Raw genomic sequence first — 26582 nt, forward strand, 5'->3', positions numbered from 1 at the left:
GTACTCCTCTTTTAAATATTTAAACAAATTATAGTATATTTATTCGTTTTTTGAAAGCTAGTTTTTAAGACGTGTTTTCCTATCACCTTAATATGCCTTATAATTAAACTACTAACTGTTTTAAAGAAGGTATGCATAATGATTAACGTAAAAAAATTTAATTTTTTAGGCGGTCGTATTATTAAAACAGGCATTGCCGTTTTTTTAACTGCACTCATTTGTCAGTCCGTTGGCTGGCCGTATATGCTCGCTGTTATTACAGCCATTGTTACGATTGAACCAACCGCTGCGGATTCTATCAAAAAAGCGTTCATTCGCTTTCCTGCTTCAGCAATTGGAGCTGCTTTTGCCATGATTTACACATTTCTTTTAGGCGTAACGCCGCTTACCTATATGCTTGTTGCTGTTTCTACTATTATATCCTGTTATAAATTGCGTTTACATGCCGGAACACTCGTTGCAACGCTAACAGGAGTGGCTATGCTAACGATTGTGCACGACCATTATTTCATATCATTTTTAATTCGCCTAGCGACCACTAGTATTGGGCTGCTTACTTCTTCACTTGTAAATATCATTGTTCTTCCTCCTAATTATACACCGATTATTACGAGGAAAATTCAAAATCTCTCAAAACAAATGAGTAGCGTCTTACAGCAAAGAGGAAGCGAACTTTCTCAAGTACACGCTTGTCATAAACAAACAAAGCTTCAATTTCAGCAGCTTTCTGCTGAAATTGAAAAAATTGAGACGCTTTGTGAGTATCAGCGAAAAGAATGGAAATTTCATCATTTCACTCGTACAGCTATGAGAAAATTCCACTATGAATATAAGAAACTTTCTCTTATGAGGCAGCTTGTCTACCATATTGGTAATTTAATTTATTTGCCCGCTCATCAGCTGCAAAGTGCAAAACATCAAGTGATTTGGGACACTTTCACTTCCTTTCATAACGTCTTACAAAATGAACAATATAAAAGCTCTTTGCAGCATCAAACGCTTGTTTTGACTTTAAAACAAAGGTTTTGGGCACATAAGCAGGAAGAAAACAGAGTGGATCAGCCTTTTTCAACAGAAACAACCATGCTGTACGAACTTCTTGCGATTCATCACCTGCTTGAAGAACTACACCGTATTCATCGTTTGAAGGAACGCTATAACTTAAACAATTCGCCTGTCTCACTTTCTTCATAAAAAAATCCTCACATATGTGAGGATTTTCTTGTTTACGAAACTTGTGACTCATCTTTCTTATATTCTTTCTCCCAGTAGTCCGCATTTTTAATTCCTAACTTAACAGGATCAAATACGGGGTCTACCCCTTGTTTTTTCTGAGCTTCATAGTCTTTTAATGCAACTAACGCAGGCTTAGCTAAAATTAAGATAGCAATTAAATTTAGCCATACCATAATACCAAGTCCTGCATCACCTAACGCCCAAGCTAATGAGGCTTGTTTCACTGACCCGTAGAACGTAGCTCCCAGCAGGACAAGTTTTAATGCAAACATAGCCCACTTTCCGTTCTTTCCGCGAGTTAGATAAGCAATATTTGTTTCAGCAATGTAATAATAAGCCATGATCGTTGTAAACGCGAAAAAGAATAGGGCAACTGCCACGAAGCCAGCTCCAAACCCCGGCAACACTGTTTCAATAGCAGCTTGTGTAAATCCAGGTCCTGCTTCTACACCCGGTAAATTTGAAATAATAAATGAACCTCCCGGTCCTTCCGTGTTGTACATGCCTGTGAATAAAATCATAAACGCTGTTGCTGAACAAACGAACAGTGTATCAATATAAACCGAAAAAGCTTGTACAAGACCTTGTTTCGCCGGGTGTGAAACTTCTGCTGCAGCTGCTGCGTGCGGCCCCGTTCCTTGTCCTGCTTCGTTTGAATAAATGCCGCGCTTCACTCCCCAAGAAACAGCTAAACCAACGATTCCTCCAAAAGCAGAATCTAATGCAAAAGCACTTTTAAAAATAAGAGCGATAACTCCCGGCAACTCCGAAATGTTCATGGCAATAATAATAAGAGCTAAAATAATATACCCAAGTGCCATAAAAGGTACAACGAATTGGGCTACCCCTGCAATACGCTTAACGCCTCCAAAAATAATAAAAGCAAGAATAATAACTAATCCTACTGCTGTAACCGTTGGACTAACACCAAATGCATTGTCGATGCCAAGCGCGATGGAATTGGACTGAACGCCCGGCATTAAGATACTCATCGCAACAAGGGCTGCAATGGCAAATAAAATGCCATACCATTTCATACCTGTTCCTTTTTCAATGTAGTACGCTGGACCACCTCGATATTGGCCATCTTGCTTAACTTTATAAATTTGAGCCAGTGTTGATTCGATGAATGCACTAGAAGCACCAATAAAAGCAACTGCCCACATCCAAAATACAGCCCCTGGACCTCCAAAAGCGATAGCTGTCGCAACTCCAGCAATATTTCCTGTTCCAACTCGTCCCGACAGCGCTAAAGACAGTGCTTGGAAGGAAGAAACTCCTGCTTCTGAGCTTTTACCCTGAAACATCAGCATAACCATGTCTTTTAAGTGTCGTACCTGTAAAAACCTTGTTAAAATCGAGAAAAACAGGCCAATCGCAAGACACCCATAAATAACAGGCGTGCTCCATAGCACATTATTCAAACTCGTTACAAATTGCTCCAAACGATAACCCCCTTATTTTTTCATTCAGACTATTTTAAATTATAAGTTAAATTATAAATTTTAACAATAAAACTCTAAATTAAAACTTGTTTTTTAGTTAAAATACACAAAAAAAGTTATAAACCCCTCAAAAACATCCAATAAGAAATCGTTTACATTCCATAATTATTGCTCTCAAAAAAGAGATATCTGCACCTTTCTTCTCAAGAACACATAGGCTATAGGAGTTATTTTCTATTAGAAGGTGTGAAAAACAATGATGAGAATCGAGCCTTTATTTTATCGTTCTTTAGCTCTAGACCTTCTTTATGCGTGCGTCTTAGCTTATAAGCAATACGCACAGGGAGGCACGTTTGATGTACCTGAAGGCTACCGGCTTATTAAATCGTTTAAAGCTTCTGCCGTAGGGGTGCAAGAATGGTTTGGTTTTATTTTAGAATCTGATGAAGCCATTGTGATTGCCTTTCGAGGAACTCAATCTGAGGCAGACTGGATTGCTGATGCTCGCATTCGGCAGCGCCCTTATCCATACAATCAACAAGCGGGTCTCGTCCACGAAGGTTTTTTAGCTGTTTACGAATCATGCCGTGATGAAATTTTTGAAACATATAAATCCCTTCCCACCAAGCCCATTTATATAACGGGTCATAGCCTAGGTGGCGCACTCGCTGCTCTTCATGCCTTGGATGTCGCCACAAACGCATCTTTTCCGGAAGTTACAATGTACAACTACGGAGCTCCTCGAGTAGGGGATCCTCAATTCGTTCAAACATACACAAATCTTGTTTCAAATAGCCGCTGTTTTGTTAACACGACGGATACGGTTCCTAAAATCCCTCCGAAGCGACTCTATTCCCCTTCCACCAAGCAAACAATTTATTACGATCAAGACCCTCTGCAACTCTCATTTACCATCCAAACAGGCTCTACCGTAGGGAACCATAATCCCCAAACATACAGTGTTGGGATATGGATGATGTCGGATTATCCTATTTTGGTCCAAAAATAAAAAAACAGGCGGAATGCCTGTTTTTTTTATGCGCCAATTGCTGTTTTGATTTCTTCTATTTGTTCTTGATGACGCTTTTCATGATAGCCAATAAAATCAATCCATTGCTTTAAATCCATTAACCCAAACACAGGATGTGGAAACGATTTTTGCTTTAGGTTTTCTTCACTGGCTGTTTCTTCTAACTCTACTAAAGCCGCTCTTGATTCCGCCAGCTTACTCTTCATTTCTTCTAATGTCTGCTTTTCATTAGAAGGCGTAACTTGAGCCGGTGCATCTACTTTTCGAGAACGGTCTACCGCTAAATGAAACGGCTTATCTTCGGTTGGCTGATCTACACCGTTTTCTAACTGATCCTTTACACGTGAAACAATCATGCGCTCCATCAAATATAAATGTTCTAATACTTGCATAACGCTCCATGTATTAGATGCTGGCTGCTGATTTAATTGTTCATATGTTAATGATTCTACACTGTTCAATACATCATTTCGAAACTGTTCATTTTTGTTCATTGTTCATCCTCCTCTAGGATTCCTCTAGCTTATCGTATCAAAAAACTCTTCTATATAAAAAGGATATCCCTTTACATAACCATGTTTTAGCTACAATTGTTTCACGTGAAAAAAATCTTTTTTCTATTTGACATAAATCAACTGAAGTGTTATATTTAGATTTCTGGCTTTTCTTTAAGAGCTGGACATAGTGAAAGTAACTTGAAAGGATGTATCGTACAATGCAAGGTAAAAATACTGGCATTCGACACATGTCTTTGAACAAAACTTATTCACACTGGATCGGCTTCGGAGCCGTAAGGATGCAAGAGAGGTAGGGCTTGCGTCGTTTAGGTTAATCGATCATGTGGAAAAACAAACCGCGGCAATGGATGAAATCCATGCAAGCACAATCAATGCTAATTGTGCCCTAACAACAACGAAACATACAAAAACCGTAATCATGGATTTTATAAAGAAAGTAATCATTTTGTTTTTACACTTGCAAAAAGCAAGTTACTGATAAGAAACACGAACAAAAGCGAGCAGATGCATCTGCTCGCTTTTTTAATGATGATTTTTTATTTACTTTATCATTTCTTTTTTTAGGGAATCTTATAAAAAAGCCAAAACCAATATGGTTTCGGCTTTTTTCTTATTGCTCTGCTAGTACATCAGCAAATGCTTTTGCATAAGGAGGAAGGTCTGGCGGACGGCGACTTGAAATGATGTGGCCGTCGATTACGACTGCTTCATCATGCCAAATAGCTCCCGCATTTTCCATATCATCTTTGATTCCTGGCGTACTTGTTACGTTTCGGCCATCTAAGATTTTTGCAGAGATTAATACCCATCCTGCATGGCAGATTTGGCCGATTGGCTTTTGCTGTTCATCCATATGACGAACCATTTCAATTACTTCAGGGTAGCGGCGCAGTTTATCCGGCGCCCAGCCTCCAGGTACTAAAATAGCGTCATATTCAGCTGGATCAACATCTTTAAATGCGTAGTCCGATACGGCTGGAACACCGTATTTCCCCATGTACGTTTCGTTTGCTTTTTCTCCAACTAAATGTACTTCTGCTCCTTCTTCGCGAAGACGCATCACTGGATACCATAGTTCTAGATCTTCAAAGTCTGCACTAACAAGCGCAATAACTCTTTTATTTTCTAAGCGCATCGTAACACCTCCGCCATCAGTATAGCATGTTGGAGAATAAGATTGAAAATAAGGAACTAAATTGTACATAATTAAAGGATTTTTCAAGTACCCTTCAGAAATTTTTTGTATGCCAAATGGTCTAATTTTATATTTTTACTTGACTGGGGACAAACATCACACTACAATGTGTAGTGTGATGTTCATAATGTTGTAAAATTATCCAAATAAGAAAGACTTTATTTAATTGCTACATTTCTTTTTACGGGCTTTTACACTACATAATGTAGTGTTTTTCAAATACACTTAAAGGAGGAAGTAAAGTGAATAAAAACGTCGAAATTGGTTCGCTTATTATTCGTTTAGTATTAGGTTTTACATTTTTAGTACACGGCTTTCAAAAATGGCAAGGGGGAATTGAAAATACAGTAGGGTTCTTCGATAGCTTAGGAATCCCTGGTTTCATGGCATATATTGTGGCAACAATTGAACTTGTAGGTGGGGTTCTGATTATTCTTGGTCTAGCAACAAGAGTCGTAGCTGCTTTATTTGTGGCAGTTATGCTTGGCGCTATTTTTACAGCCAAGCTTAAAAGCGGATTCGTTGGCGGGTTTGAGTTTGATATTGCCTTAATTGCCATGTCTGCTCACCTATTTCTTGCAGGAAGCCAGTTCCTTGCTCTTGATAAAGTGGTATTTAAAAAGAAAGAAACTGCTTTTTCTCTTCAAGAAGAAAGCAGTAAATAAAAAAGAAAGCTTATACTCTCCCACTATAAGCTTTCAGGTTAGTCCCGCCGTTTGAGGCGGGCTTTTTTTATATTTGAAGCAGCAAATTCGCAAATAAAGAAGAACGCTCGGACAACGTATCAATTTGAATATGTTCATATTCTGCATGTATTCCTTTTCCGCATGCTCCTAATCCATCCAACGTGGGAATGCCAATGGCCGCTGTAAAATTGCCATCACTTCCGCCTCCAACAGCTGCTTCTTCTAATTTCATACCCAGTTTGGCCGCAATTGACTGAGCGCATTCAAATAACTCTTCCGTTTGTTTAGACTTAACCATTGGAGGACGGTTCATGCCTCCTGTTACTTCAATCTTAATCCCTTTTAAAATGGGCGTTAAATTCAAAATAATATCCGTCATACGTTTTGCTTCTTCTTCTGTAGAAACACGTAAATCCACGTGCGCTTCTGCATATTCCGGCACTACATTTGTACCGCTGCCTCCGGTAAATGTCCCAACGTTCACCGTTGTACCTTTTTCATAATCGGTTAAGCTCTGCAGAAAAATCACTTGGCGCGCTAGCTCTTCAATAGCATTGATTCCTTCTTTGTGGTGATTACCAGCGTGGGCTGCTCGTCCCCACACCTTTACGGTGAAAATCCCCGCTCCTTTACGCGACGTTTTTAACGCACCTGAACCCGCCACCGCAGGTTCTGCTACTAGCACTGCTTCACTTCTTTGTGCTTCTTCTTCTATATATTTTTTAGAGGAAATTGATCCAATCTCTTCATCTGAATTGCAGAAAAACACAATTTTTTTATCCATTTCTAAGCCGAGCTCTTGAATCGCTTTAATTGCCCATATTGATTGCACAATGCCGCCTTTCATATCTAAAATTCCCGGACCATAAAGCTTGTTTCCTTCTGTTCTTAGACTCAGCCTTCCCTTTTCCCATACCGTGTCAAAGTGACCGATAATTAAAAGCTGCTTCTCTCCTTCTCCAATCGTAAATTTCAAGTGGTTTCCTACTTCTTTTTCTTCTATGATTTCATACCCTACGCCTAAACGCTTCTGAAACAGCTGCGTTAAATACATTCCACACTGATCGACTAACTCTTTACTGTAGGACGGTGATTCTTTTTTCACAAATCCAACTAAATCTTCGAGCATCTCTTGTTCATGTTCTTTTAAATAACTAAATACGCTTTGTTCTACCATTACCTGACTCAAATCAATTCCTCCTCCAAACAACCCCTGCTGCTTGTGCATTCACTGCTTTTATTTATCGTACGTATGAGTATGTTCTACGTTTCACATAACGACCTTAAATTATCCTTAATTATAATGGTTTTCAGACAATTTTCCATCCTTAAAATACAGATAATACTTTAACTTATTCATAACCGACCGAAAATAGCCATAAACTTCAACAAATTTATACAAAAAAGCTTCAATCTTCAACAGATTAAAGCTTTCATTTTATTAATTGACATTTATTTTGATATTTTTCCCTTTTGACTTCACACTTACAAAAACAAACATAGACACTAAAAAAACAAACAAAATAACGCCAACCATTTCAAAGTTTACTTCGGCCCATGGATTAAAGAAAGTGAATGCTAAGTAGAAGGACACCCCGTATGCGAGGATAACAATAACCCAGCCCATCAAGCGGGAAGCAGATTGCCCAAACTTACTCGATTCATTCACCATTTTATGTACAATCAGTGAATCGATTGTATCTGTCAGCATCATACCAAACATAAATACTAGTCCTAATAAAAGCGGCGTATATTTGCCTGCGTTCCCTACAGCTAGAGACCACACGGCCGTTTGACTGACCGTTTCAGCGGCTAGGGCAAACAGCGCTCCTACAAGAATAATTAAAAAAGGATTCGTTGTTCCTTTTGCGATTTTCGGAATAAACTTCCCTTTTAACCCGCTCACCTGAAACTCTTCTTCTTTGTTTTTAGTTCGAAGCAAATGATATGTGTTTAATGTCCCAATCAGAAAGAGAGAGATGATAGATACCCAAGATGCAAAATGATCGAAATATGCTGGAAACGTAAAATTCTTCATCACTACGCCCAGCACCCCGGCCGTGACGGCCACCATTCCTCCATGACCTAGTGAAAACAGCGTTCCGACCCACGGGGCAAAACGGCTGCCCATTCGCCAATTATATCGGGTCTGGCCATCAATAAAAGCTAAGTGATCTGCATCTAATCCGTGCCTGATTCCTAATAAAAAGACAAGTAAAAAAACTGATAAACCTTCCATTTCCTACACTCCTTTTTTTAAAATAAAACGTAAAAAAGCCTCAATTCTATAGAAATTGAGGATGTGTCGGCATATGAAAATAAACAGTAATTGCTCACTGCGTACCTTGATACACCGCCTCTTTCCTAGAAGAGTCAAGTGTACAGAATAGGTAGGTCTCCTGGCTTGAGATCATCATTTTCTACCGCCTTCCCCGTTTTGAGTGACGATAAGATAGAAAACTCCCTGCTTACAGTGGCTGGACCGCTCGAGATTTGCACTCGATTCCCTGTTACCTCTTACGCTATGTAAGAGCACCTAAACTGTGCGAATGATTCATTTTCTTCCTCATTATACTAGTACTCCTTACAAATGAATAGAGAAAATTCAAATAAAAAAGCCCTGCTAAGCTTTACATGCTTAGCAGGGCTTTTTAAAGCCATTAAACTACTTCTACCGTTACGTCTACGTTGCCGCTGATTGCTTTTGAATACGGGCAGTATGAGTGGGCTAGGTCTACATATTTTTTAGCTGTTTCTAAATCTAAGCCTTCGATATGAGCTTCAAGCGCTACAGCAATTTTCACTCCTTGATCAGCTTTATCTGGAAGCAGCTGAACCGTAGCTTTTACTTCACTGCTTTTAATTTCTACGTTATGTTTTTTCAACATAAATTCTAACGCACTGTTGAAACAAGCACTGTATCCAGCTGCAAATAGCTGCTCTGGGTTTGTTGCTGTTGTTGCTTCTCCACCAAGCGCTGGAGGTGTTGCAACGTCTAAATTAAAGATATTATCTAAAGAATGAACTTCTCCTGTTCTTCCACCTGTGTTAACGACTGTCGTTTCATATAAAGCTTTCATGTATAAATCTCTCCTCTTTTTTAGTAATTTTATTAAAATTTTTTATTTATCGTTTCTGTGATTTAATTGTACACAATTTAATTTTAAAAAACAAGTGTTAAATACATTAAAAATTTTCCAATAAAAAAAGCCGCGTATATGCGACTTTTTCTTAATAATATTGAGACTGTTCGTCATAAGCTGATTTTCGAAAAATAGACAAGTTGGTAATAGCCCTCATCAGTTTCGTATTAAAAATAACATAATGAATAAACAGCGCCAGCACGCAGCCTAAAACGGCTCCTGTTAACACATCGAATGGATAGTGAACGCCAACCCATACGCGTGAAAATGCAATGAGTGCACCCATGACAACCCACATGCGCCCTGAACGTTTGAAATGCAGCCAGATGGTAAAAGTGATAACTAATGCAGATGTAGCATGATCGCTTGGAAATGAAGAATTCGCGGCGTGATCAATAAGCTGATTCACGTGGTGAGAGATAAACGGACGATCTCGATAAGCAAATAAACTAATCACTTTATTGATAATGACTCCTGTGGCACAAGCACATAAAGCTTGAAATGCTACAACACGGCTGCCGTTTTTATTAATAAGTAAAAACAAGCCGAGTAAAACAATAAGTACATACTGGGCATAATCTGCAAAGAATACCATCAGCGAATCTACAAACTTCACATGCGAGGCGTACTGATTCACCGCATGGAAAATGGTATAGTCTACTGAATTAATAGCTGATAACATAATCGAAATCCTTTCTTATTTTTAAATGTCATTAGCTATCTTATCAGTTTCTGAAGAAAATGAACATGTTTTTGTCAGAAGCTTCCTAACTGGTATTTATAAATAACGTAGTCAGGCTGAGTAGTAAGCCAACAGATTTTTGCCCATTAACTTACTTGCGAATGATCCACGATGTTTTTTTGCAAAAAGATTTCTTCTAAAGAAGGCTCTTCTACGTGAATTTGATAAATATCGATGCCGCATTGAATCAATTCGCGAATAATCAGAGGGATATTTCTCTCTTTTTGAAGCATCACTTTTGTGTACGTGTGATGGTATTCCACGTCCGGACTCACCGTACGGAAAAACTGTTGAATATATTCTTTATGACTGCTTGGGTAAGGATCATGTTTAATCATCACCGTTTTTTTCGCTTGGTATTGAAAACGCAGTTCTTCCATTGTCCCTTCTACTAAAATAACACCATTTTTCATAATCGCTACACGTGTACAAATCTTCTCAACTTCATTTAAATTATGAGACGTCATAAAAATTGTCTTGCCCTGATTTTGAAGTTCTCTTATTAATTCATGAATGTGGAGAGCAGATTCAATATCTACTCCAGAAGTTGGTTCATCTAAAAAGATAAGATCTGGGTCTGTTACAATCGCTTGAGCAATTCCTAACTTCTTTTTCATTCCAAAAGAAAACTTTCCAACTTTCTGATGGTCATGTCCTTCTAATCCTACTTTCTTCAGTACATTACTACAGTGTTCTTTAGAAAAACGATGTCCGTTTATCTTTAAAAAATAGCGCAAATGATTGAGTGCCGTCATCTCATCATAAAAGGTAGCATAGTCAGGAAGCACACCTATTTTCTTCTGAAGCTCTAAATCAATATCACTCTGTCCCAGCAGCGTAAATTCTCCTGCTGAAGGGAATGAAACGCCGGTAAGCATATTAATAAATGTAGACTTCCCTGCTCCGTTTCTCCCTAAAAATCCGTAAATTTCTCCTTGTGGGACTTGCAAATTAATACTATTAACAATTGTTTTAGATCCATACTTTTTAGTTAATTTACTTGTTTCAATAGCATACATATTATACTTCTCTCCTTTTAAAACTCCAAAGTGCCGTACATAAACAGAGTGCTGCAAAAATAAGAAGAACCGTTAAATACCCTTTCTCCAACTTTAAATAGTAGTAAGGTGTCACATACTTAAACCATGCAATGTACGCTTTTGATGAAAATATGCTCCATCCACTCAGTACCGGTAGAACAAACGATAAAATAATTGATAAAAACATAGTATGAGTTGGACTTGGTATTAAAGCTGAAAGCATTAAAACAAATGAAATGATACAAACGGTGAATAGCAGGCACTCTAAAAATATATAAAAAGAAAAATGATGCGAAATAAACGTAATCAGTAGAAATGAAATAGAGATACAAACAAGCCAGAAACAACAAATTCCTAAGAATTTTCCTAGTACAATACGCTCTCTTGATGTTTTGGTAACTAAAAACCTGGCTGTTCTTGTTTTAATTTCTTGATTAATAACATTGTGAGAAAGACTTGAAATAAACAAGGGTCCGAATCCGAGAAGCATCACCAAAATTCCCCCGTTGGCTCCATCTCGAATCTGTGCGCTCGTCAGTTGACCTCCAAGTTGACTAACTAGATGGGCTATTCCATAGGAAGCACCGCATACGATTAAAATAACGATAATTGATTTAACACTTTTAAATAAGCTTTGAAACTCTTTTACACTAATGGCCCACATTTCGAAAATCTCCTTTTAAATAAGTTTGACTGCTATCATCCAACAAAAGGATGATTTATTCCCTCAGGTAAAGCTTTTTTCTCTTTGGGCTTTCCGTTCCAAGAAAAATTTGTCCATATGCGCAGCAGCTTTTCCACCAGTCCAGTTTGAAATTTTTGCACGTACATATAACTTCCGATAAGCTGAATTCCGTAAATACCTATGCAGACAAAAACCCCTGCAATCATGCCGAGCTTTCCGAAATAACCTAATCCATAACCATAAAAAATCGTCGTGCATATAACCGTTTGCATTAAATAATTACTAAGCGATATCCTGCCTACGCTTTCAAAAGCCTTCATCAAAAATGACTTTTCGTATTTCGCATATAGCCAAGCAAAGCCTGCAATATAACCAAGAGATAAGAGACTCCCACCTAACATATGTGTAGAACCAGCCCAATTAGCATCTGGCCATACGTACATAGTTCCTTTTAACAGCAAGCTAAGCGGAACCAACACGGCCGCCCAACGGCCATACTGTTTTGAATTAGCTGAAACGTCGTAAAACCAATTTTTCTTCCCTGCGTACATGCCAAACAAAAACAAAGCACCCATTATAAATGGTGTAAACAAGAAGGCAAAAGCAAATTTATATCCTGCTATATTCATCGGATCAACGTTGTTGCGGTGGTCTTTAATTTGTTCATAAGTTCCACTTCCATATACATGAATCGTATCTTTTACGTATGTGGTGAGCGTTTGTTTATCACTAAGAAGATACATATTATCGTTTAATGAACCGTAACCGGCTGCTCCCGTAAGAACTAGTAAAATCGATGCCCATACCAACAGCGTTTTAGCTTTACGGTTTAAAAAGAAAACTAATAAAAATATCCCCATCATTCCGTAAAACGTAAGAATATCTCCTTCCCATAAAAGTACTCCATGCAGTAGGCCAAATCCTAGAAGCAGAAGAAAGCGGCGAAAGAAATGCCTTTTTACTCCTAACTGCCTTCTTTCTAAACTTTCTTTCATCTTCACCATTGAATAACCGAATAAAAAAGTAAAGATTGGCATAAAACTTTCTTCTACCGCGACTTTTAAAAAGACATAGGCTGCTGAATCACTTGGTGATAGCGAGAAGAGATGAATCATATCCTTTCCGTAAATACCATATTGAAAAATCAGCATATTCGCTAGTAAAATACCAAACAAGCTGAATCCTCTCATACTATCAATTACTTTAACCCGCCTAACATCATTACTCATCCTTTTAACTCCTTTACTATGTGTCTGTATATTTAGTATATGAAATGAAGTTTTCAAGAAAATAAACGGGAGATTATCTTTTCTTTAACATTTTCCAATTTTGTTAATCTTTTCGTAATGTTCTTATGCTAAAATCGAATACGTATGAAATGAAACAGAGGTGATTTATATTGGAAGATGCATCTATCTTGCTAGTGGATGATGAAATTGCTATTGTCAAAATGCTGGAGACAGTATTAAAAAAAGAAGGCTTCAACCAAATCTATAAAGCTCACACCGCTCAAGAAGCGCTAGATGTTTTACATAATAAAACGATTGATATTATTTTGTTGGACGTCATGCTTCCCGATAAAAGCGGATTTGATATTTGTCCTAAAATTCGTGAGCTCTCAAACGCATATATCCTGTTCATAACAGCCAAAGTATCTGACTTGGATGTGTTAACAGGTTTCGCGATGGGCGGAGACGACTACGTAACCAAGCCATTTAATCCTTTAGAGATTGCGGCACGAATTAAAGCACGACTGCGCAGAAAACAAACGCTGATCGAAAGAAGTCCTGTAAAAATGGAATTACAGCCTTCAAATCGCTATGAGTTTGATCGTTTTATCGTAGATGAATCCGCTGGAGAGCTCATTGTAGATGGTCAAACGATTGCTTGCCCCGCACAAGTATTTTTGCTGCTACTTCATTTTTGTAAAAACATGAACGTGGTTCTTTCCAAATCCCAGCTGCTTGAAGCCGTCTGGGGATATAACCAGTTCGTAGACGATAATACGGTAACCGTTCATATTCGAAGAATTCGAGAAAGAATCGAAGATAACCCTAGCAGTCCACAACATTTAGTTACGGTACGAGGGCTTGGCTATAAATTAGTGAACGGAAAAGCACTATGAAATCAATTAAAAGAAGGTTGACCTTTCATTTTTCGTTTCAGTTTATTGCGGTTATTGCGTGTGTTTGCTGCATTCTTTTTTGCGCTTTAATATTTCTAGGCTATTACCTTACAAAACAAGATATCAAAAGAGACTTGCCCTCTGGATCACTTAGCGTATTAACTACGGACACAACAGTGAAAAATGGGAAAGCAACCATTTCAGCAGATTTAGAAAAACGGTTGAAGCAAGAAGGATTATGGTACCAAGTACTGAACAAACAAGGAGATGTAATTGGAGAAGTCAATACTCCTAAGAATATCCCTAAGCATTATACAGTTGCTCAACTTCTCGATATTGAAAAACAGAAAAAATTTCGAGACTATCATATCGTCACAGAACTGGATACGTTTCTGGTACAACCCACATATTACATACTAGGCTATAAAAATGAATTAAAAGACCAGCTATACGATTTATATAAAAATTACAGCCAAGGCGGCCTTCCAATAACGGAAAAAGTACCTCAATTGGAAAAGCAGTTATTAAGTAAAGATGCTTCTCTGCAAGTTATTAATAACCAAGGCGAAGTTGTCTCTTCCTTTCGAATGTCCAAAAAAAAACAGCAGTATGAGCCTTTAGACATTATTTCCCGCAAAATAGAAAAAGATAAATATGAATCTACAGCTACAATTTTTCATGATTCAAAGAAAAATTATTCATGGGTTTTTCATACCCCTAACAAACATCAAACTATTTCTGACTACTCAATTATTAAAAAAACAGTAGTTGGCGCAGTTATAGTTGCTGCTTTAGTTCTTTTAGCAACTATCTCTATTTCAATCTGGAACGCTTTTCGCTACGGTGGCCCCTTACTTCTCTTCACCAGCTGGCTCGGGCGCATGGGAAGCGGAAACTATTCAGAAGTGCTAACAGAAAAAGAGCGGAAGCGCGTCTTTCGGAAAAATGGAAAAGTACGTTTTCAATATCGTTTGTATTCAGAAGTCATTAACGCCTTTTATGAGATGGCAGAGCAGCTTAGCTTAGCTGAAAAAGAACGAAAGCAGCTAGAAACCACTCGTGAAGAATGGATGACTGGAATATCACATGATTTGCGAACACCCCTTTCGACGATTCAAGGATATGGCCATATGCTTGAAAGCGGCTATTACAATTGGAACGAAGAAGAGCTAAAAGAAATTGGCCAAACGCTGCGTGACAAAAGTGAATATATGGTGGGGCTTGTAGAAGATTTTTCACTGGCCTTTAAGCTTAAAAATAATGTGGTTGCCTTAGAAACGAAAAAAGTGGACGTTCATCAATTGCTTCAGCATATTGTTTTAAAATTCGTTAACGATCGAACCATTAAAAGTGTGCAATTCTCTTATGTACCCGTTCACCTTCAACCTTTTATTCAAGCTGACCCGCGCTGGTTTGAACGAATGGTTGATAACCTAATTTTTAATGCTATTAAACATAATCCGGAGAACACCACTATTACAATTTTGACCGTTCTAAAAAGTGACAACGTCTTGATTACAATTCAAGATGATGGAATTGGAATGGATGAAGAAACGCAGAAAAATTTATTTGACCGCTATTACCGCGGCACAAATACAACCGAAAAAACAGAAGGTGCTGGACTCGGCATGAGTATCGCAAAGGCCATTTGCGAACTTCATAAAGGGCATATTGAAGTGAAATCCACTCCTAACCAAGGCACTGCCATTACCTTGCATATTCCTCTTTCAACCAATCAGCAGCCGGGCTAACCTCCAGCTGCTTTTATACACCTCAATCCTCTCCATGCTATAATGTACGCAACTATACATAGACACAAGGGGGAATTTTTTTGAGTAAAGGCAGAATTTTAATTGTAGAAGATGAGCGCAAAATTGCTCGTTTAATTCAGCTCGAGCTTGAACATGAAGGCTATGAAACCGGCATGGCTTATACGGGCACAGAAGGATTGGCAGAGTTTCAAGAACACGATTGGGATTTGCTGCTTTTAGATGTGATGCTTCCTGAACTGAGCGGACTTGAAGTACTTCGTCGCATTCGAGCAAACAATGATCAGACGCCCGTTATCTTATTAACCGCTCGAGACGCCCTTCCTGATAAGGTAAGCGGACTAGATTTAGGAGCGAACGATTACATTACAAAGCCCTTTCAAATTGAGGAGCTTTTTGCACGTATCCGCGTATGGCTTCGCCATCCTGCATCAGCATCTCCTGCTGAAAAAGAAGCAGATACTCTGCAGCTAGGAACTTTAGTTGTTAATGAAAAAACGCGAGAAGTCACGCGTGAAAATGAAGCTATTGAGCTGACTCCTAAAGAATATGATTTACTTGTCTATATGCTTCAAAACAACAATCAAGTGCTAAGCTTTGAACAGCTTCTTACAAACGTGTGGGGATTTGATTACTACGGCGACACCAATATTGTATACGTATACATTCGTTATTTGCGCAAAAAGATTGATGCACCATTTTCAACACCTTATATTCAAACGGTGCGCGGCGTTGGCTATATGCTTAAGGAGTAGCTTATGAAACTGCAAACAAAGATTATCCTTACATCAACTGCCCTGCTTTTTATTCTCTTAGTAATTGCAAACAGTTCGATTTACTTCATTTTCAAGAAAACCATGGAAGACAATGCAATTGAACGTTTACAAGCAGAAACAAGCAACGTAACAAATGGGCTAAAACAAACAAGTTCGACGGTTAAACAAGCCAATTTGCTTCGTGCCTATTTGCCTCCTAACGGAATGATTCGTATTTTGCCTAAATCAGGGAGTCCTTTAGTTGTATCGGTTACTGATCAAACGAAAGAGCTTCAGGACTTATCCTATTCTTATTATTCAAATGAACAAACAACCATCAAAGAAGACGACGGCCACCTATACGCAATTTCGCATACTCCGGTCATTTGGACGAACGGTGAAGTCGTTTCTTTAGAAGTCACGGAACAACTCGAAGACGTGGAACAATCTTTACAGACGTTAAAATTCATCTTGCTTATTGCCTCTCTTGTTATATTAATTCCGACCATATTTGCCGGACGGCTTTTAAGTAAAATCATTTTGCGGCCTATCAAATCTCTTATTCATACTATGGAAGAAATTCAAGTGTCTCGCACATTCAAAAAAATCGCTCTCTCTTCCTCTTCTAAAGATGAGTTAGATCAAATGGCCAACACCTTCAATAATATGATGGATTTATTAGAGGAAAACTATAAAAAGCAAGAGCAGTTCGTATCCGATGCTTCTCATGAATTAAAAACACCCCTGACCGTGGTAGAAAGCTATGCCAATATGCTAAAACGCTGGGGGATGAAGCGTCCAGATATTTTAGAAGAAGCCATCGAAGCCATTCACTCTGAGTCTTTACGCATGAAACAGCTTACGTCTCAAATGCTGGTGCTTGCGAAAGATGAGTCGCAGTGGGAGCTTCACATGGAACACGTAGATGCGGCGGCCGTCTGTAACCAAACAATCAAGCATCTAGAACAAGCTTTTGAACGAACCATTTATTTAAGCGTAAAAACTGATCATCCAATTGTAACAGCCGATGAAAAGCGCTTAAAGCAGCTGCTGTACATCCTCTTAGATAATGCCATTAAATATAGTGAAAAAGCGGTAGAGGTAACCATAACAAGAAGCGAAAGCTTTATGATTACGGTCACAGATCAAGGAATTGGTATTCCAAAAGAAGATTTATCAAACGTGTATGAACGCTTTTTCCGCGTAGATAAAGCAAGAAATCGAGAAACCGGTGGTTCAGGGCTTGGGTTATCCATTGCTCGAAAGATTGTAGAAGCCCATAGCGGACGTATTGAGATTAGCAGCGATGAAGGCAAAGGGACATCCGTAACGGTTTGCTTTCCTCTTTGATTTCTCACCGTTTCTTAGAGATTTTTAAGAATTGCCTGCTATACTATTTTTCATAATACTGGAGGTGAATGTATGAAGAAAACGGTGCTTTTTATACTTATCTTTCTTGCTGTTGGTTCAGCTTGCTTTTATGGAATAGCAAAAGCAATGAATCGATCTGATACCATTTTATCCGAGTCTGAAATCAGCCGTATGATTCAGCAGAAATATGGCGGCACGATTGAAAATGCAAGTTTTTCTCAAAAAGATGATGAACCGATTTATCGAATCACTTTGCTTAAAGGTGATATTCCATACCACATCACAGTAAATGGAGAAAATGGAGAAGTCCAGTCATTAATCAAACAAAAAGTAGAGAAACAAACGTCTACTCAAACTAAAAATGATACAGAAAAAGAACAAAAAAAGAGCGAGCAGCCACCCGTTTCTCCTACATCCGACGAGCCTCTCATTTCAATGGAACAAGCAAGAGATATTGCTTTACAAAAAGTAAAAGGAACGTTTTCCTCAGTTGAAATAGAAGAGGAAGAAGGCCAAACCTTCTACGAAGTCGAAATTGATCAGTCTAAAACAAGAGAAGCTAAAGTAATGATAAACGCTTACTCTGGGCATGTAGATTCCATCACCTATGAAAATGACGACGACTAAAAGTACAGCGAAAAGCTGTGCTTTTTTTATACACCTTTATTTATTTCTAAGAAAATTTTAAACTTCTTCTTCTTTTCCTTTAAAGTTCATCGGCTAAGATAGTCTTAACAACAAATCAAGGAGGCCGTAACATATGAAAGTTATTACAACCGTTTTAGCCAGTGCAGTATTAGTCGGTGGATTAGGTGCAAGTGCATATGCCATGACGGATCAGTCTAAAAGCAATGACAAGAAGCAAACCACAACGATTGAAGAAGCCAAGGCAAAAGACATTGCTCTTCAAAAAACAGACGGCGGTGACATTACAAATATCCAATTAGCCGTAGATGACGGCGTTAAACAATATGAAGTAGATATCACAAAAGGTAATAAAGAATACGATGTAGATATTGACAGCAGAAGCGGTAAAATCATTGAATTTGATGAAGACCAAAAAGACGATGATGATGAGAAAGAAGAAAATCTCCAAAACATTTCCCCTGCTGTTTCATTAGATCAAGCGATCAAAACAGCTTTAAAAAGTGCTAAAGGAACCGTGAATGAAACGGATTTAGACCAAGAAAACAGCCGTTTAGTATATGAAATTGAAATTGACACAGCCGATAAACGTGAAGCAACTGTTTCAGTAGATGCCAAAAACGGTGACGTAATCAGTGTAAAAATAGATGATTAATAGAAAAAGCACGCTCCAAAAGGGGCGTGCTTTTTTTATACCGCTAATTTAATAACCGTTAACACAATACCAATCAAGAATCCACATAGAGCTCCGTTCACTCGAATCCACTGCAAATCTTTTCCGACATTGTTTTCCATCATATCCACAAGCGTTTCATCATCTAATTTATCTAAGTTTTCTTGAACAAGCTGCCCAATTTTTGAATGATTCTCGTCTACAAAACTCATGATTTGCTTTTGAATAGCCGTATCAATTGCTTCTTGACGCTGTGCATCCACTTCAAGAGCATTCAGCCAGCTCTCTACGTAAGGAACGGCGTAGCTTTTCATAAATTCAGGGCTTTCAATAAATGCCGTCACTTTCGCTTTCATTTTATCGACGATTTCTGTTAATTTATTCGTTACATTTAATTCATTAATCGTTTTTTGTTTCCATGCTTCTAATTTCTCAAGAAGTTCTTCATTGTGCTCCAAGCCTTGCAGCTCTTTTCTAATTCCATTTACCAAAGCAAGGCGATATTCATCATCTTCATTACGAAGACGACCTGTAATAGAAAGCAGTAGATTTTGCAAAATAGACCCTAGCTTCTCTTCGTTAATCATGCTTTGAAATGATTTGAGAGCAAATTGTAAAATACCGTCAAGCTCAATATTATCAAGCGCATTTTTAGCAATACTTCCGAGCTGATACTGGGTTTCTTCTTTTTTAATCCAGCCCTCTCCCTTATTTAAAAGAACATCAAGTGCTTTTTCATCATACTGATTTCTAACCACTTCTCCAACAACCGAATGCACAATAGGCTTTAACTCTATTGCTGAAAGCGATGACTTGAGCTCTTTTTCAATAATAGGAACTACTTTCTCTGTATCCACACGATTAATCGCATCAACAAGCAGTGCTGTTCCTTTTTGTTGAATCGTTTCCGAATGAACACCTTTTCGAACAATCGGAAGCAAACGCTTTGTAAACGCAATTCTTTTTACTTTTTCTTGAATACTTTCTTTTGACAGCCAGTCGTTTTCAAGCGTTGAGACTAACCCTCTTGTAATACGCTGCCTGTTTTTAGGAAGCAGCGCAGTGTGTGGAATAGGAATGCCTAAAGGGTGACGAAAAAGAGCCGTAACTGCAAACCAATCCGCTAAGCCGCCGACTAATCCAGCTTCGAACCCACCTTGAAGCAACCGACCCCAAATTGAATCACCAAAAGGCATGGTGGCAACGAAGCCCACTCCCATAATCGCCAAAGAAATCGTGGCCAAGTGCTTTGATTTCTTTTTTGGGTTTGTTGTAAATACATTATTTGATTCCATTGTAGTCCTCATCCTTTATTTATTTAACTAAACATTTCATCTAGAAATATGTAACGTGATACAGAAATTTTCGCAAAAAAAGAAAGACAAGCTTTTACCCTCGTCTTTCTAGTATATTGCCTTTTTGCTATACTTCAAACTTTTTTTCTTTTCGACTTTTATTAATAAATGAAAAAATGAGGAGTACGACCAGGATAACCGCACATACGCTTGATCCAATCACATTGTTTTTGTTAAACATAAACGATACAAAAATAACAAGCAGTGCTGCTGTTGCAAAGAGCGTTGTATAAGGAAACCACTTTAAGGCAAAAAACGGCTTTTCTTTATACCCTTTACGCAGCTTTAATTGAGCTAAACAAATGCTCACCCAAATGAGAATGATCGTGAAACCTGGAATAGTCATTAAATAACTAATTACATTATCCGGCGTCTTATAGGCTAAAAACAAACCTATTAAAATACAAGCAGCCGTAATCATCAAACCGTTAATCGGAATGCCATTTTTTGAAACTTTCAAGAAGCGCTTTGATGCTTCTCCGCTTTGAGCCATAGCATAGAGCGTACGCGAAGTTGCATACATCCCTGAATTGGCTGCTGATAAAACGGCCGTCAATAAAACGAAGTTCATAATGTGAGCCGCACCTGGCAGACCGGTAATACTAAACACTTGCACAAAGGGACTGTCTTGCCCCGATACAGAATTCCAGGGCATAAGGCCGCAAATAATTAAAATAGGCAAAATATAAAAGCCAATCACTCGCCATACTGTGCCTTTAATTACTTTCGGTAACACGTTTTTTACATCTTTTGTTTCCGTTACGGCCACACCAATTAGTTCAGCTCCCCCGTAAGAGAACATCACAATTAAAAAGGCGCTCAGCACACCGCTCATGCCGTGAGGGAAAAAGCCTCCATGAGCCGTATAATTTGCCCAAGGATTTTGCACATCACTTGGAATTACACCGAATAAAATGAAAGCTCCCAAAATGATAAAAGCAGTAAGAGCAATTACTTTAATACCGGCAAACCAAAACTCAATTTCTCCGTAATACTTCACTTGAAATAAATTCATCCCTACAATCAGCACTGCACAGAGAAAGCTTAAGAGCCAAAGAGGTACAGAAGGGAACCAAAACTTCAAAAAGCTTCCTCCCGCAAGCAGTTCAACAACCGTCACAACAATCCAGTTCACCCAGTACAGCCACCCTACAATAAAAGAGGTTTGCGTACCGAATGCCTTATGCACTAAATTTTGTACGTTCATATTCGGATAGACAATTGCCATCTCCGCTAGTGCTGTCATTACAATAAATAAGATAAGGCCGCCAAATAAATACGCAAGTACAACACTTGGTCCTGCAATACCTAGCGTGTCAGCGCTACCTTTAAAAATGCCTGTCCCAATCATGCCGGCAAGTGCAATGAGCTGCACATGACGAGGCAACAGACCTTTTTTTAAATTTTGATCTTGTTTTCCCATAATGCCCGTCCCTTCTGTTCATTTTACGTGTTAGTTTAACCAAATCACTTCTTGCACAAAAACCCCTACCGGATATTCAGTAGGGGTTGGACCAACACTGTTTTTTTCTTCTATATAATGAATGAAAATAATCTCATTTAATCACTGTTACTTTAGTCATTTTATGCGTTGCAACAATGCATTGTCAATGTTATTTATTTTCCAAAAATAAAGTCAAAAGAGTATCTACACCCTTTTGACTTCTAGTCTTCGTGCAATGACTGATAAAGCATAGTTTACAATAAAATACATCATCGCAATGATCAAAAACATCGGCACCACGTAACTTTGTTTCTGTCCATAAATGATTTGAGCATTATGCAGCAAATCAGGAAGCGCGATGACCACTGCAAGCGACGTATCTTTTAATAATGAAATAAATTGACTAACTAAAGGAGGTACCATTCGTCGCAAAGCTTGTGGCAATACAATAAAACGAAGCGTTTGGTAATAGTTTAAACCTGATGAACGTGCCGCTTCAATTTGTCCTTTTTCAATTGATTTTAATCCGCTTCGGATAATTTCTGAAATCATAGCAGATTCAAATACAGTGAGGGCCACAATCGCTGCTGACGTAATTTCCATATCAATTCCGATTTCAGGTAAAGCAAAGTATGTAAAAAAGATGATTAAAAGAAGCGGCAAATTCCGGATAATTTCTACGACAAAAGCGAGTACATGAGAAAGAACTGGAATGCGGGCATACCTTAAAATACCTACTATACTTCCAATAAGAAAACTTAACACAATCGAAATGAATGCCACTTTTAAAGTAACCCAAAATCCTTCTACTAAGAAGGAAAGGTGATCAGGAGAATAAGCACCCATAAAATCCATCACTTTCACTCCTTTCAGCTTGTTTTACCAAGACGTTTCTCAAGATAACCAACTCCTAAACTCAACGGAATGGTTAGAACTAAATAGAATAAGGCCACAAAAATATACACATCAAACACTACGTAAGTTCGAGAGGAAACAAGATCTGCCTGATACATTAAATCAAAACCAGCAACAATCCCTAACACGGATGAGTTTTTCACTAAATTAATAAATTGATTCCCAAGAGGAGGAATGACAATTTTAATGGCTTGAGGCAATATAATGAATCGCATAGCCTGACCATACGTAAGGCCGGATGAACGCGCCGCTTCAAGCTGCCCTTTTGGAACTGCCATAATTCCCGCTCGTATGGCTTCGGCTATAAAAGCTGCCGTATAAATAGTTAATCCCAGCACTCCGGCTGCTGTACCGCTGATTCCTGCCACAATAAAAATAAAAAAGACGATAACCACAAGTGGAATATTTCGAATAAACTCTACGTAGACAGTGCCAATTACATTTACTATTTTGAGAGGGGCTATTCGCATTACCGCAATGATTGTACCAAGTACAAAACTGGCCACTAAAGCAATCAGACCGGCGATAATGGTGTACTTAAAACCTTCTAAATAAAGATCCATATTGTTCGTCAGAATTGAAAAATCCAGCAATTTTCTTCCTCCTTTCAACTAAACAAGCAGGATGAGCATAATGCTGCTCATCCTGAGAAAAGAAAACTGTACGCTTATTGTTTGATCCACTTGTCGTGAATTTCATCATATTTTCCAGAGTCTTTCATTTTTTTAAGCGCATCGTTTAATGCATCTACAAGCTCTTTGTTTCCTTTTTTCACAGCAATGCCATAAGGCTCTTCTGTGAACGGCTTTCCTACTAATTCATAAGAAGGATCTTCATCAGCCATTCCATAAAGAATAGCATCATCAGTTGTTAAAGCATCTCCTTGCTTAGATTTTAAAGCGGTAAATGCTTCTGCATAGTTTTCAAACTCTAATACCGTTGTCTCCGGTGCTTTTTCGCGAATATTAATAGCTGAAGTTGATCCTTTAACAGCCAACACTTTAGTACCTTTCTTCAAATCATCAACGCTTTTAATTTTACTGCCTTTTTTCACAAGAAGAGACTGGCCAGCTTGAAAATACACGTCCGTAAAATCCACTTCTTTTTTACGCTCATCTGTGATGGTCATTGTTGCAACAACAGCGTCAATATCTCCTTTTTGAAGAAGAGGAACCCTTGTTTTGGACGTAACTTCTTTAAATTCTACCTTGTTTTCATCTCCTAAAATCTCTTTAGCCAGCTGCTTAGAAATATCAACATCAAAACCTTCTACTTCACCCGTCTTTGGATTCTTTAAGCCAAACAAACGCGTATCATTTTTAACTCCAATAACAATTTTCCCTCTGTCTTTGATTTCAGTGAGCGCATCTTTTTTAGCTGATGATCCACTCGTTTCTTCACTTTTCCCTCCACAAGCCGCTAACATCATAGCCGCTGCTAATGAAAGCACAGCTGCCTTTAAAAACGTTTTTGATTTCTTCATATTACTCCCCCTATTAAACAATTAATGATTTAAAATACGGCTAAGAAATAAACGTGCCCTTTCTTCTTGCGGGTTTTCATAAAACTCAGCCGGAGTTGCCTCTTCTAAGATTTTTCCTTGATCCATAAATACAATGCGGTCTGCTACTTCTTTAGCAAACCCCATTTCATGAGTTACAACTACCATCGTCATTCCTTCTTTAGCCAATGTTTTCATGACATCCAGCACTTCTCCAATCATTTCTGGATCAAGAGCAGAGGTAGGCTCATCAAAAAGCATAATCTCTGGTTTCATTGCAAGTCCCCTCGCAATGGCTACACGCTGCTGCTGGCCACCTGAAAGCTGGGATGGGTAGGCGTTGGCTTTTTCACCGATTCCTACTTTATCCAAATAGTATAGAGCTGTTTTCTTAGCTTCTTCTGACGACTGTCCCAGTACTTTCATAGGCGCTAAGGTGATATTTTCTAAAACCGTTTTGTGCGGATATAAATAAAAATGCTGAAAAACCATACCTATATTGCGGCGCAGTTTGTTAATATTTGTTTTTTTATCTGCAACCAATATATTATTTACCGTCAATTGTCCGTTAGATATTGTTTCTAAATAATTTATGCATCGCAGCATCGTGCTTTTACCCGAACCCGAAGGTCCAATTACGACGACAACTTCACCTTTTTTAATCGTTAAATTGATATCTTTTAATACGTGAAAATCACCGTAATATTTGTTCACTCCGTCAAAAACAATCATTTTCCTCCTCCTAATCTACGAACAATGATAAATATTTAAATTTTTAAAATATTTAAAATATGTTAAAAATTATATTCTTACCCTTAAAGCAAAGTCAACAGTTGACAAATTATCTCTTTTTTGTAATCAAAATGAACTATCTTCAAATAAAATATGCTAGAAAAATAAAAGGTTTTGTTGGCATTTGCCGATATGTAAGCATACGTTCGCTAGGCTGAAGGTACTTGTATAAGCTTAATCAATAGATTATATTAGTTAACGCATATCTTTATACGAATTGTCTTTCATTTTTCTAGGGCAGTTCTCTCTAATCAGCCCTTTTTCTAATTATCCGTCTATCACTTTATTATATTAATATATATAATTCTCTTAGCAGTAAATTAATAAAAAAAGTAAATACAAGCTTCCATTCATGTTAGAGGTTCTGACATAAATATAGTGAAATTATATTATTTCTCTAAAAAACACACGCTTTATTAGCGTGTGTGGCCTTTTATATTTTCCGGACTCATTTGAAAATGCGGATAGTCTTTAAAACCTTGCCAATCTCCTCCCCATTCAAACCCTAAACTTTTTGCGATATCTACAACCTCCATCCAATCAGACCGATTATTGTTATTACCGTCATATTTCATGTCCCAAATAACTTCTCCGTCTTTTAACCCAATAGCAAAATCAATAGCTAGTCCATAGTTATGATAAGACTGGCCGCCCTTTGAATAGGTAACAATGTTGCCTTCTTCCGTCCTGCCTTTTGCATAAAGCTTATCTTGTTCTTCTTTTGAACGGAAACCTTCCGTAATGACAATCGAGATTCCTTGGTCGTTTGCTTGTTGAACAAGTTTATTTTTCTTTTCTTCTACGACAGGATGCAACTCAGCTGCTCCTGAAAAATCTTTTAACGTTGGACCTGGCTTTAACTCATCGCGAAACAAAAATAACAGGCTTACCGCTATCACAACTATCAAAGCTATTGCCAATTTTTTAAGAACGTTCATCTATATAAAGTCTCCATTCTTTTTTGCTGTTACTTAGATAAAATCATATCGAATTTCATTTTGTTATCCAATAAAAGAGCTGTAGTGTTCAACAAACGTCTATATTTTTTCGTTTTTTATCTATTTTCACCATTTTTTCACTATTGGTGGTTACATTAACAATTGTGGACAGCTCTGTACCACACCCCTATAACTTTTAAGGAGTGACAACAGCATGAAAAAGAAACTATTCGGTTATATCATGGCAAGCGGTTTAACACTAGGAGTTATGGCCGCTGCAAACTCCACGGCATTTGCAGCAAGCAAAGATGAAACAAGCTCTTCAACGGTTGTAGAGCGAACAAATGGCAATACAACAACTACGAGTGATGCAACACAACAAAAAGTTGATGATATTATGAAAAAAGCACAGGAAAAATTACAGAAACTCGGCGTAAGCTTACCTCAGCATCATAAAGAAGGCCCCTTTAGCAATTTAGATGCTGGTACAAAGGCAAAAGCGAAAGCTATTATGGATCAGCTTCGCGACGGTACCCTGACTAAGGAACAAGCTGAAGCCAAATTAAAAGAACTTGGCGT

General features: G+C 38.1%; 28 protein-coding genes and 1 riboswitch. Of the genes, 11 read left to right on the plus strand and 17 right to left on the minus strand.

The window, feature by feature from the left end; translation table 11 throughout:
* Positions 1-138 precede the first annotated feature (138 nt).
* Positions 139-1194, plus strand: a complete 1056-nt coding sequence (locus tag ACMX9J_RS25290; RefSeq protein ID WP_033580721.1) for an aromatic acid exporter family protein — start codon at positions 139-141, stop codon at positions 1192-1194.
* Between the two features lie 32 nt (positions 1195-1226).
* Here ACMX9J_RS25290 and ACMX9J_RS25295 read toward each other — a convergent pair whose 3' ends face one another.
* On the minus strand, positions 1227-2681 hold the full coding sequence (locus tag ACMX9J_RS25295; protein ID WP_028412486.1) for an alanine/glycine:cation symporter family protein: 1455 nt from the start codon (positions 2679-2681) through the stop codon (positions 1227-1229).
* Positions 2682-2937: 256 nt separating this feature from the next.
* On the opposite strand from ACMX9J_RS25295, the gene ACMX9J_RS25300 reads away from it, so the two are divergent.
* Entirely contained in the window at positions 2938-3690 is a 753-nt protein-coding gene (locus tag ACMX9J_RS25300; protein ID WP_033580720.1) for a lipase family protein, read from the plus strand.
* Positions 3691-3716: 26 nt separating this feature from the next.
* Here the strand turns inward: ACMX9J_RS25300 and ACMX9J_RS25305 are convergent, their stop codons facing one another.
* The gene (locus ACMX9J_RS25305) at positions 3717-4205 is read right to left on the minus strand and encodes a DinB family protein (protein WP_033580719.1); all 489 of its coding nucleotides are present in this window, start codon (positions 4203-4205) and stop codon (positions 3717-3719) included.
* 346 nt (positions 4206-4551) lie between these two features.
* Here ACMX9J_RS25305 and ACMX9J_RS25310 point away from each other — a divergent pair, with 346 nt between their 5' ends.
* Positions 4552-4707, plus strand: coding sequence for a hypothetical protein (locus ACMX9J_RS25310; RefSeq protein ID WP_014461889.1), 156 nt, complete (start codon positions 4552-4554; stop codon positions 4705-4707).
* Positions 4708-4839: 132 nt separating this feature from the next.
* Here ACMX9J_RS25310 and ACMX9J_RS25315 read toward each other — a convergent pair whose 3' ends face one another.
* Positions 4840-5364 (minus strand): type 1 glutamine amidotransferase domain-containing protein, encoded by a 525-nt coding sequence (locus ACMX9J_RS25315; RefSeq protein ID WP_013055087.1) that lies wholly within the window; start codon positions 5362-5364, stop codon positions 4840-4842.
* A 302-nt stretch (positions 5365-5666) separates the two neighbouring features.
* On the opposite strand from ACMX9J_RS25315, the gene ACMX9J_RS25320 reads away from it, so the two are divergent.
* The gene (locus ACMX9J_RS25320; RefSeq protein ID WP_033580717.1) at positions 5667-6089 is read left to right on the plus strand and encodes a DoxX family protein; all 423 of its coding nucleotides are present in this window, start codon (positions 5667-5669) and stop codon (positions 6087-6089) included.
* A gap of 67 nt (positions 6090-6156) precedes the next feature.
* Here the strand turns inward: ACMX9J_RS25320 and ACMX9J_RS25325 are convergent, their stop codons facing one another.
* The 7 genes from ACMX9J_RS25325 to ACMX9J_RS25355 form a co-directional block, all read right to left on the minus strand.
* A complete protein-coding gene (locus tag ACMX9J_RS25325; RefSeq protein WP_033580777.1) occupies positions 6157-7320 on the minus strand; it encodes a M20 family metallopeptidase in 1164 nt (387 codons plus the stop codon).
* A 231-nt stretch (positions 7321-7551) separates the two neighbouring features.
* Complete coding sequence (locus tag ACMX9J_RS25330; RefSeq protein WP_047751749.1) at positions 7552-8349, minus strand: sodium:proton antiporter; 798 nt, start codon at positions 8347-8349, stop codon at positions 7552-7554.
* A 132-nt stretch (positions 8350-8481) separates the two neighbouring features.
* Positions 8482-8665: riboswitch (cobalamin riboswitch) on the minus strand.
* Positions 8666-8770: 105 nt separating this feature from the next.
* Positions 8771-9190, minus strand: coding sequence for an organic hydroperoxide resistance protein (locus ACMX9J_RS25335; RefSeq protein WP_028412491.1), 420 nt, complete (start codon positions 9188-9190; stop codon positions 8771-8773).
* Positions 9191-9341: 151 nt separating this feature from the next.
* Entirely contained in the window at positions 9342-9935 is a 594-nt protein-coding gene (locus ACMX9J_RS25340) for an undecaprenyl-diphosphatase (protein WP_033580715.1), read from the minus strand.
* Between the two features lie 146 nt (positions 9936-10081).
* Positions 10082-11014 carry an ABC transporter ATP-binding protein gene (locus ACMX9J_RS25345; RefSeq protein WP_034266954.1) on the minus strand — a complete coding sequence of 311 codons (933 nt, stop codon included), beginning with the start codon at positions 11012-11014 and terminating at the stop codon, positions 10082-10084.
* A gap of 1 nt (position 11015) precedes the next feature.
* Positions 11016-11699, minus strand: coding sequence for an ABC transporter permease (locus ACMX9J_RS25350; RefSeq protein ID WP_034266951.1), 684 nt, complete (start codon positions 11697-11699; stop codon positions 11016-11018).
* A gap of 35 nt (positions 11700-11734) precedes the next feature.
* Positions 11735-12949: a DUF418 domain-containing protein gene (locus ACMX9J_RS25355; RefSeq protein ID WP_377564086.1), complete on the minus strand. Its 1215-nt coding sequence runs from the start codon at positions 12947-12949 to the stop codon at positions 11735-11737.
* 170 nt (positions 12950-13119) lie between these two features.
* Between ACMX9J_RS25355 and ACMX9J_RS25360 the strand changes: the two genes are divergently transcribed.
* The 6 genes from ACMX9J_RS25360 (at position 13120) to ACMX9J_RS25385 (ending at position 19040) form a co-directional block, all read left to right on the plus strand.
* The gene (locus ACMX9J_RS25360; RefSeq protein WP_034266945.1) at positions 13120-13845 is read left to right on the plus strand and encodes a response regulator transcription factor; all 726 of its coding nucleotides are present in this window, start codon (positions 13120-13122) and stop codon (positions 13843-13845) included.
* Positions 13842-15596 (plus strand): sensor histidine kinase, encoded by a 1755-nt coding sequence (locus ACMX9J_RS25365; protein WP_034266943.1) that lies wholly within the window; start codon positions 13842-13844, stop codon positions 15594-15596. The genes ACMX9J_RS25360 and ACMX9J_RS25365 overlap by 4 nt, the downstream gene beginning before the upstream one ends.
* Before the next feature lie 80 nt (positions 15597-15676).
* Positions 15677-16369, plus strand: a complete 693-nt coding sequence (locus tag ACMX9J_RS25370) for a response regulator transcription factor (protein ID WP_033580709.1) — start codon at positions 15677-15679, stop codon at positions 16367-16369.
* 3 nt (positions 16370-16372) lie between these two features.
* Positions 16373-17719: a HAMP domain-containing sensor histidine kinase gene (locus ACMX9J_RS25375; RefSeq protein ID WP_033580708.1), complete on the plus strand. Its 1347-nt coding sequence runs from the start codon at positions 16373-16375 to the stop codon at positions 17717-17719.
* Between the two features lie 72 nt (positions 17720-17791).
* The gene (locus ACMX9J_RS25380; RefSeq protein WP_033580707.1) at positions 17792-18367 is read left to right on the plus strand and encodes a PepSY domain-containing protein; all 576 of its coding nucleotides are present in this window, start codon (positions 17792-17794) and stop codon (positions 18365-18367) included.
* Between the two features lie 133 nt (positions 18368-18500).
* Positions 18501-19040 (plus strand): PepSY domain-containing protein, encoded by a 540-nt coding sequence (locus ACMX9J_RS25385; RefSeq protein ID WP_033580706.1) that lies wholly within the window; start codon positions 18501-18503, stop codon positions 19038-19040.
* A gap of 35 nt (positions 19041-19075) precedes the next feature.
* On the opposite strand, the gene ACMX9J_RS25390 is transcribed toward ACMX9J_RS25385, so the two are convergent.
* The 7 genes from ACMX9J_RS25390 to ACMX9J_RS25420 form a co-directional block, all read right to left on the minus strand.
* Positions 19076-20353 carry a DUF445 domain-containing protein gene (locus ACMX9J_RS25390; RefSeq protein WP_033580705.1) on the minus strand — a complete coding sequence of 426 codons (1278 nt, stop codon included), beginning with the start codon at positions 20351-20353 and terminating at the stop codon, positions 19076-19078.
* A 127-nt stretch (positions 20354-20480) separates the two neighbouring features.
* Positions 20481-21836, minus strand: a complete 1356-nt coding sequence (locus tag ACMX9J_RS25395; RefSeq protein ID WP_033580704.1) for an amino acid permease — start codon at positions 21834-21836, stop codon at positions 20481-20483.
* Between the two features lie 225 nt (positions 21837-22061).
* Positions 22062-22712, minus strand: coding sequence for an amino acid ABC transporter permease (locus tag ACMX9J_RS25400; protein WP_047751752.1), 651 nt, complete (start codon positions 22710-22712; stop codon positions 22062-22064).
* A 14-nt stretch (positions 22713-22726) separates the two neighbouring features.
* Complete coding sequence (locus ACMX9J_RS25405) at positions 22727-23365, minus strand: amino acid ABC transporter permease (RefSeq protein WP_416226370.1); 639 nt, start codon at positions 23363-23365, stop codon at positions 22727-22729.
* A 74-nt stretch (positions 23366-23439) separates the two neighbouring features.
* Positions 23440-24255 (minus strand): transporter substrate-binding domain-containing protein, encoded by an 816-nt coding sequence (locus tag ACMX9J_RS25410; RefSeq protein WP_033580702.1) that lies wholly within the window; start codon positions 24253-24255, stop codon positions 23440-23442.
* 21 nt (positions 24256-24276) lie between these two features.
* Positions 24277-25005, minus strand: a complete 729-nt coding sequence (locus ACMX9J_RS25415; protein WP_028410185.1) for an amino acid ABC transporter ATP-binding protein — start codon at positions 25003-25005, stop codon at positions 24277-24279.
* A 476-nt stretch (positions 25006-25481) separates the two neighbouring features.
* The gene (locus tag ACMX9J_RS25420; protein WP_033580701.1) at positions 25482-26003 is read right to left on the minus strand and encodes a M15 family metallopeptidase; all 522 of its coding nucleotides are present in this window, start codon (positions 26001-26003) and stop codon (positions 25482-25484) included.
* Between the two features lie 214 nt (positions 26004-26217).
* Between ACMX9J_RS25420 and ACMX9J_RS25425 the strand changes: the two genes are divergently transcribed.
* Positions 26218-26582, plus strand: a 365-nt coding sequence (locus ACMX9J_RS25425) for a hypothetical protein (protein ID WP_416226371.1), incomplete at its 3' end; no start/stop codon positions are given.

It is taken from the genome of Priestia sp. RMT2NF4, assembly GCF_047872835.1.
GTDB classification, from domain to species: Bacteria; Bacillota; Bacilli; order Bacillales; family Bacillaceae_H; genus Priestia; species Priestia zanthoxyli.

What these genes read in the sequence shown, in the direction of transcription:
- ACMX9J_RS25335 (WP_028412491.1), bottom strand. Translation starts at nt 9,190, where the DNA reads ATGAAAGCTTTATATGAAACGACAGTCGTTAACACAGGTGGAAGAACA.
- ACMX9J_RS25400 (WP_047751752.1), bottom strand. Translation starts at nt 22,712, where the DNA reads ATGGATTTTATGGGTGCTTATTCTCCTGATCACCTTTCCTTCTTAGTA.
- ACMX9J_RS25395 (WP_033580704.1), bottom strand. Translation starts at nt 21,836, where the DNA reads ATGGGAAAACAAGATCAAAATTTAAAAAAAGGTCTGTTGCCTCGTCAT.
- ACMX9J_RS25375 (WP_033580708.1), top strand. Translation starts at nt 16,373, where the DNA reads ATGAAACTGCAAACAAAGATTATCCTTACATCAACTGCCCTGCTTTTT.
- ACMX9J_RS25345 (WP_034266954.1), bottom strand. Translation starts at nt 11,014, where the DNA reads ATGTATGCTATTGAAACAAGTAAATTAACTAAAAAGTATGGATCTAAA.
- ACMX9J_RS25410 (WP_033580702.1), bottom strand. Translation starts at nt 24,255, where the DNA reads ATGAAGAAATCAAAAACGTTTTTAAAGGCAGCTGTGCTTTCATTAGCA.
- ACMX9J_RS25390 (WP_033580705.1), bottom strand. Translation starts at nt 20,353, where the DNA reads ATGGAATCAAATAATGTATTTACAACAAACCCAAAAAAGAAATCAAAG.
- ACMX9J_RS25365 (WP_034266943.1), top strand. Translation starts at nt 13,842, where the DNA reads ATGAAATCAATTAAAAGAAGGTTGACCTTTCATTTTTCGTTTCAGTTT.
- ACMX9J_RS25355 (WP_377564086.1), bottom strand. Translation starts at nt 12,949, where the DNA reads ATGAGTAATGATGTTAGGCGGGTTAAAGTAATTGATAGTATGAGAGGA.
- ACMX9J_RS25350 (WP_034266951.1), bottom strand. Translation starts at nt 11,699, where the DNA reads ATGTGGGCCATTAGTGTAAAAGAGTTTCAAAGCTTATTTAAAAGTGTT.
- ACMX9J_RS25315 (WP_013055087.1), bottom strand. Translation starts at nt 5,364, where the DNA reads ATGCGCTTAGAAAATAAAAGAGTTATTGCGCTTGTTAGTGCAGACTTT.
- ACMX9J_RS25415 (WP_028410185.1), bottom strand. Translation starts at nt 25,005, where the DNA reads ATGATTGTTTTTGACGGAGTGAACAAATATTACGGTGATTTTCACGTA.
- ACMX9J_RS25305 (WP_033580719.1), bottom strand. Translation starts at nt 4,205, where the DNA reads ATGAACAAAAATGAACAGTTTCGAAATGATGTATTGAACAGTGTAGAA.
- ACMX9J_RS25330 (WP_047751749.1), bottom strand. Translation starts at nt 8,349, where the DNA reads ATGGAAGGTTTATCAGTTTTTTTACTTGTCTTTTTATTAGGAATCAGG.
- ACMX9J_RS25290 (WP_033580721.1), top strand. Translation starts at nt 139, where the DNA reads ATGATTAACGTAAAAAAATTTAATTTTTTAGGCGGTCGTATTATTAAA.
- ACMX9J_RS25300 (WP_033580720.1), top strand. Translation starts at nt 2,938, where the DNA reads ATGATGAGAATCGAGCCTTTATTTTATCGTTCTTTAGCTCTAGACCTT.
- ACMX9J_RS25380 (WP_033580707.1), top strand. Translation starts at nt 17,792, where the DNA reads ATGAAGAAAACGGTGCTTTTTATACTTATCTTTCTTGCTGTTGGTTCA.
- ACMX9J_RS25420 (WP_033580701.1), bottom strand. Translation starts at nt 26,003, where the DNA reads ATGAACGTTCTTAAAAAATTGGCAATAGCTTTGATAGTTGTGATAGCG.
- ACMX9J_RS25385 (WP_033580706.1), top strand. Translation starts at nt 18,501, where the DNA reads ATGAAAGTTATTACAACCGTTTTAGCCAGTGCAGTATTAGTCGGTGGA.
- ACMX9J_RS25340 (WP_033580715.1), bottom strand. Translation starts at nt 9,935, where the DNA reads ATGTTATCAGCTATTAATTCAGTAGACTATACCATTTTCCATGCGGTG.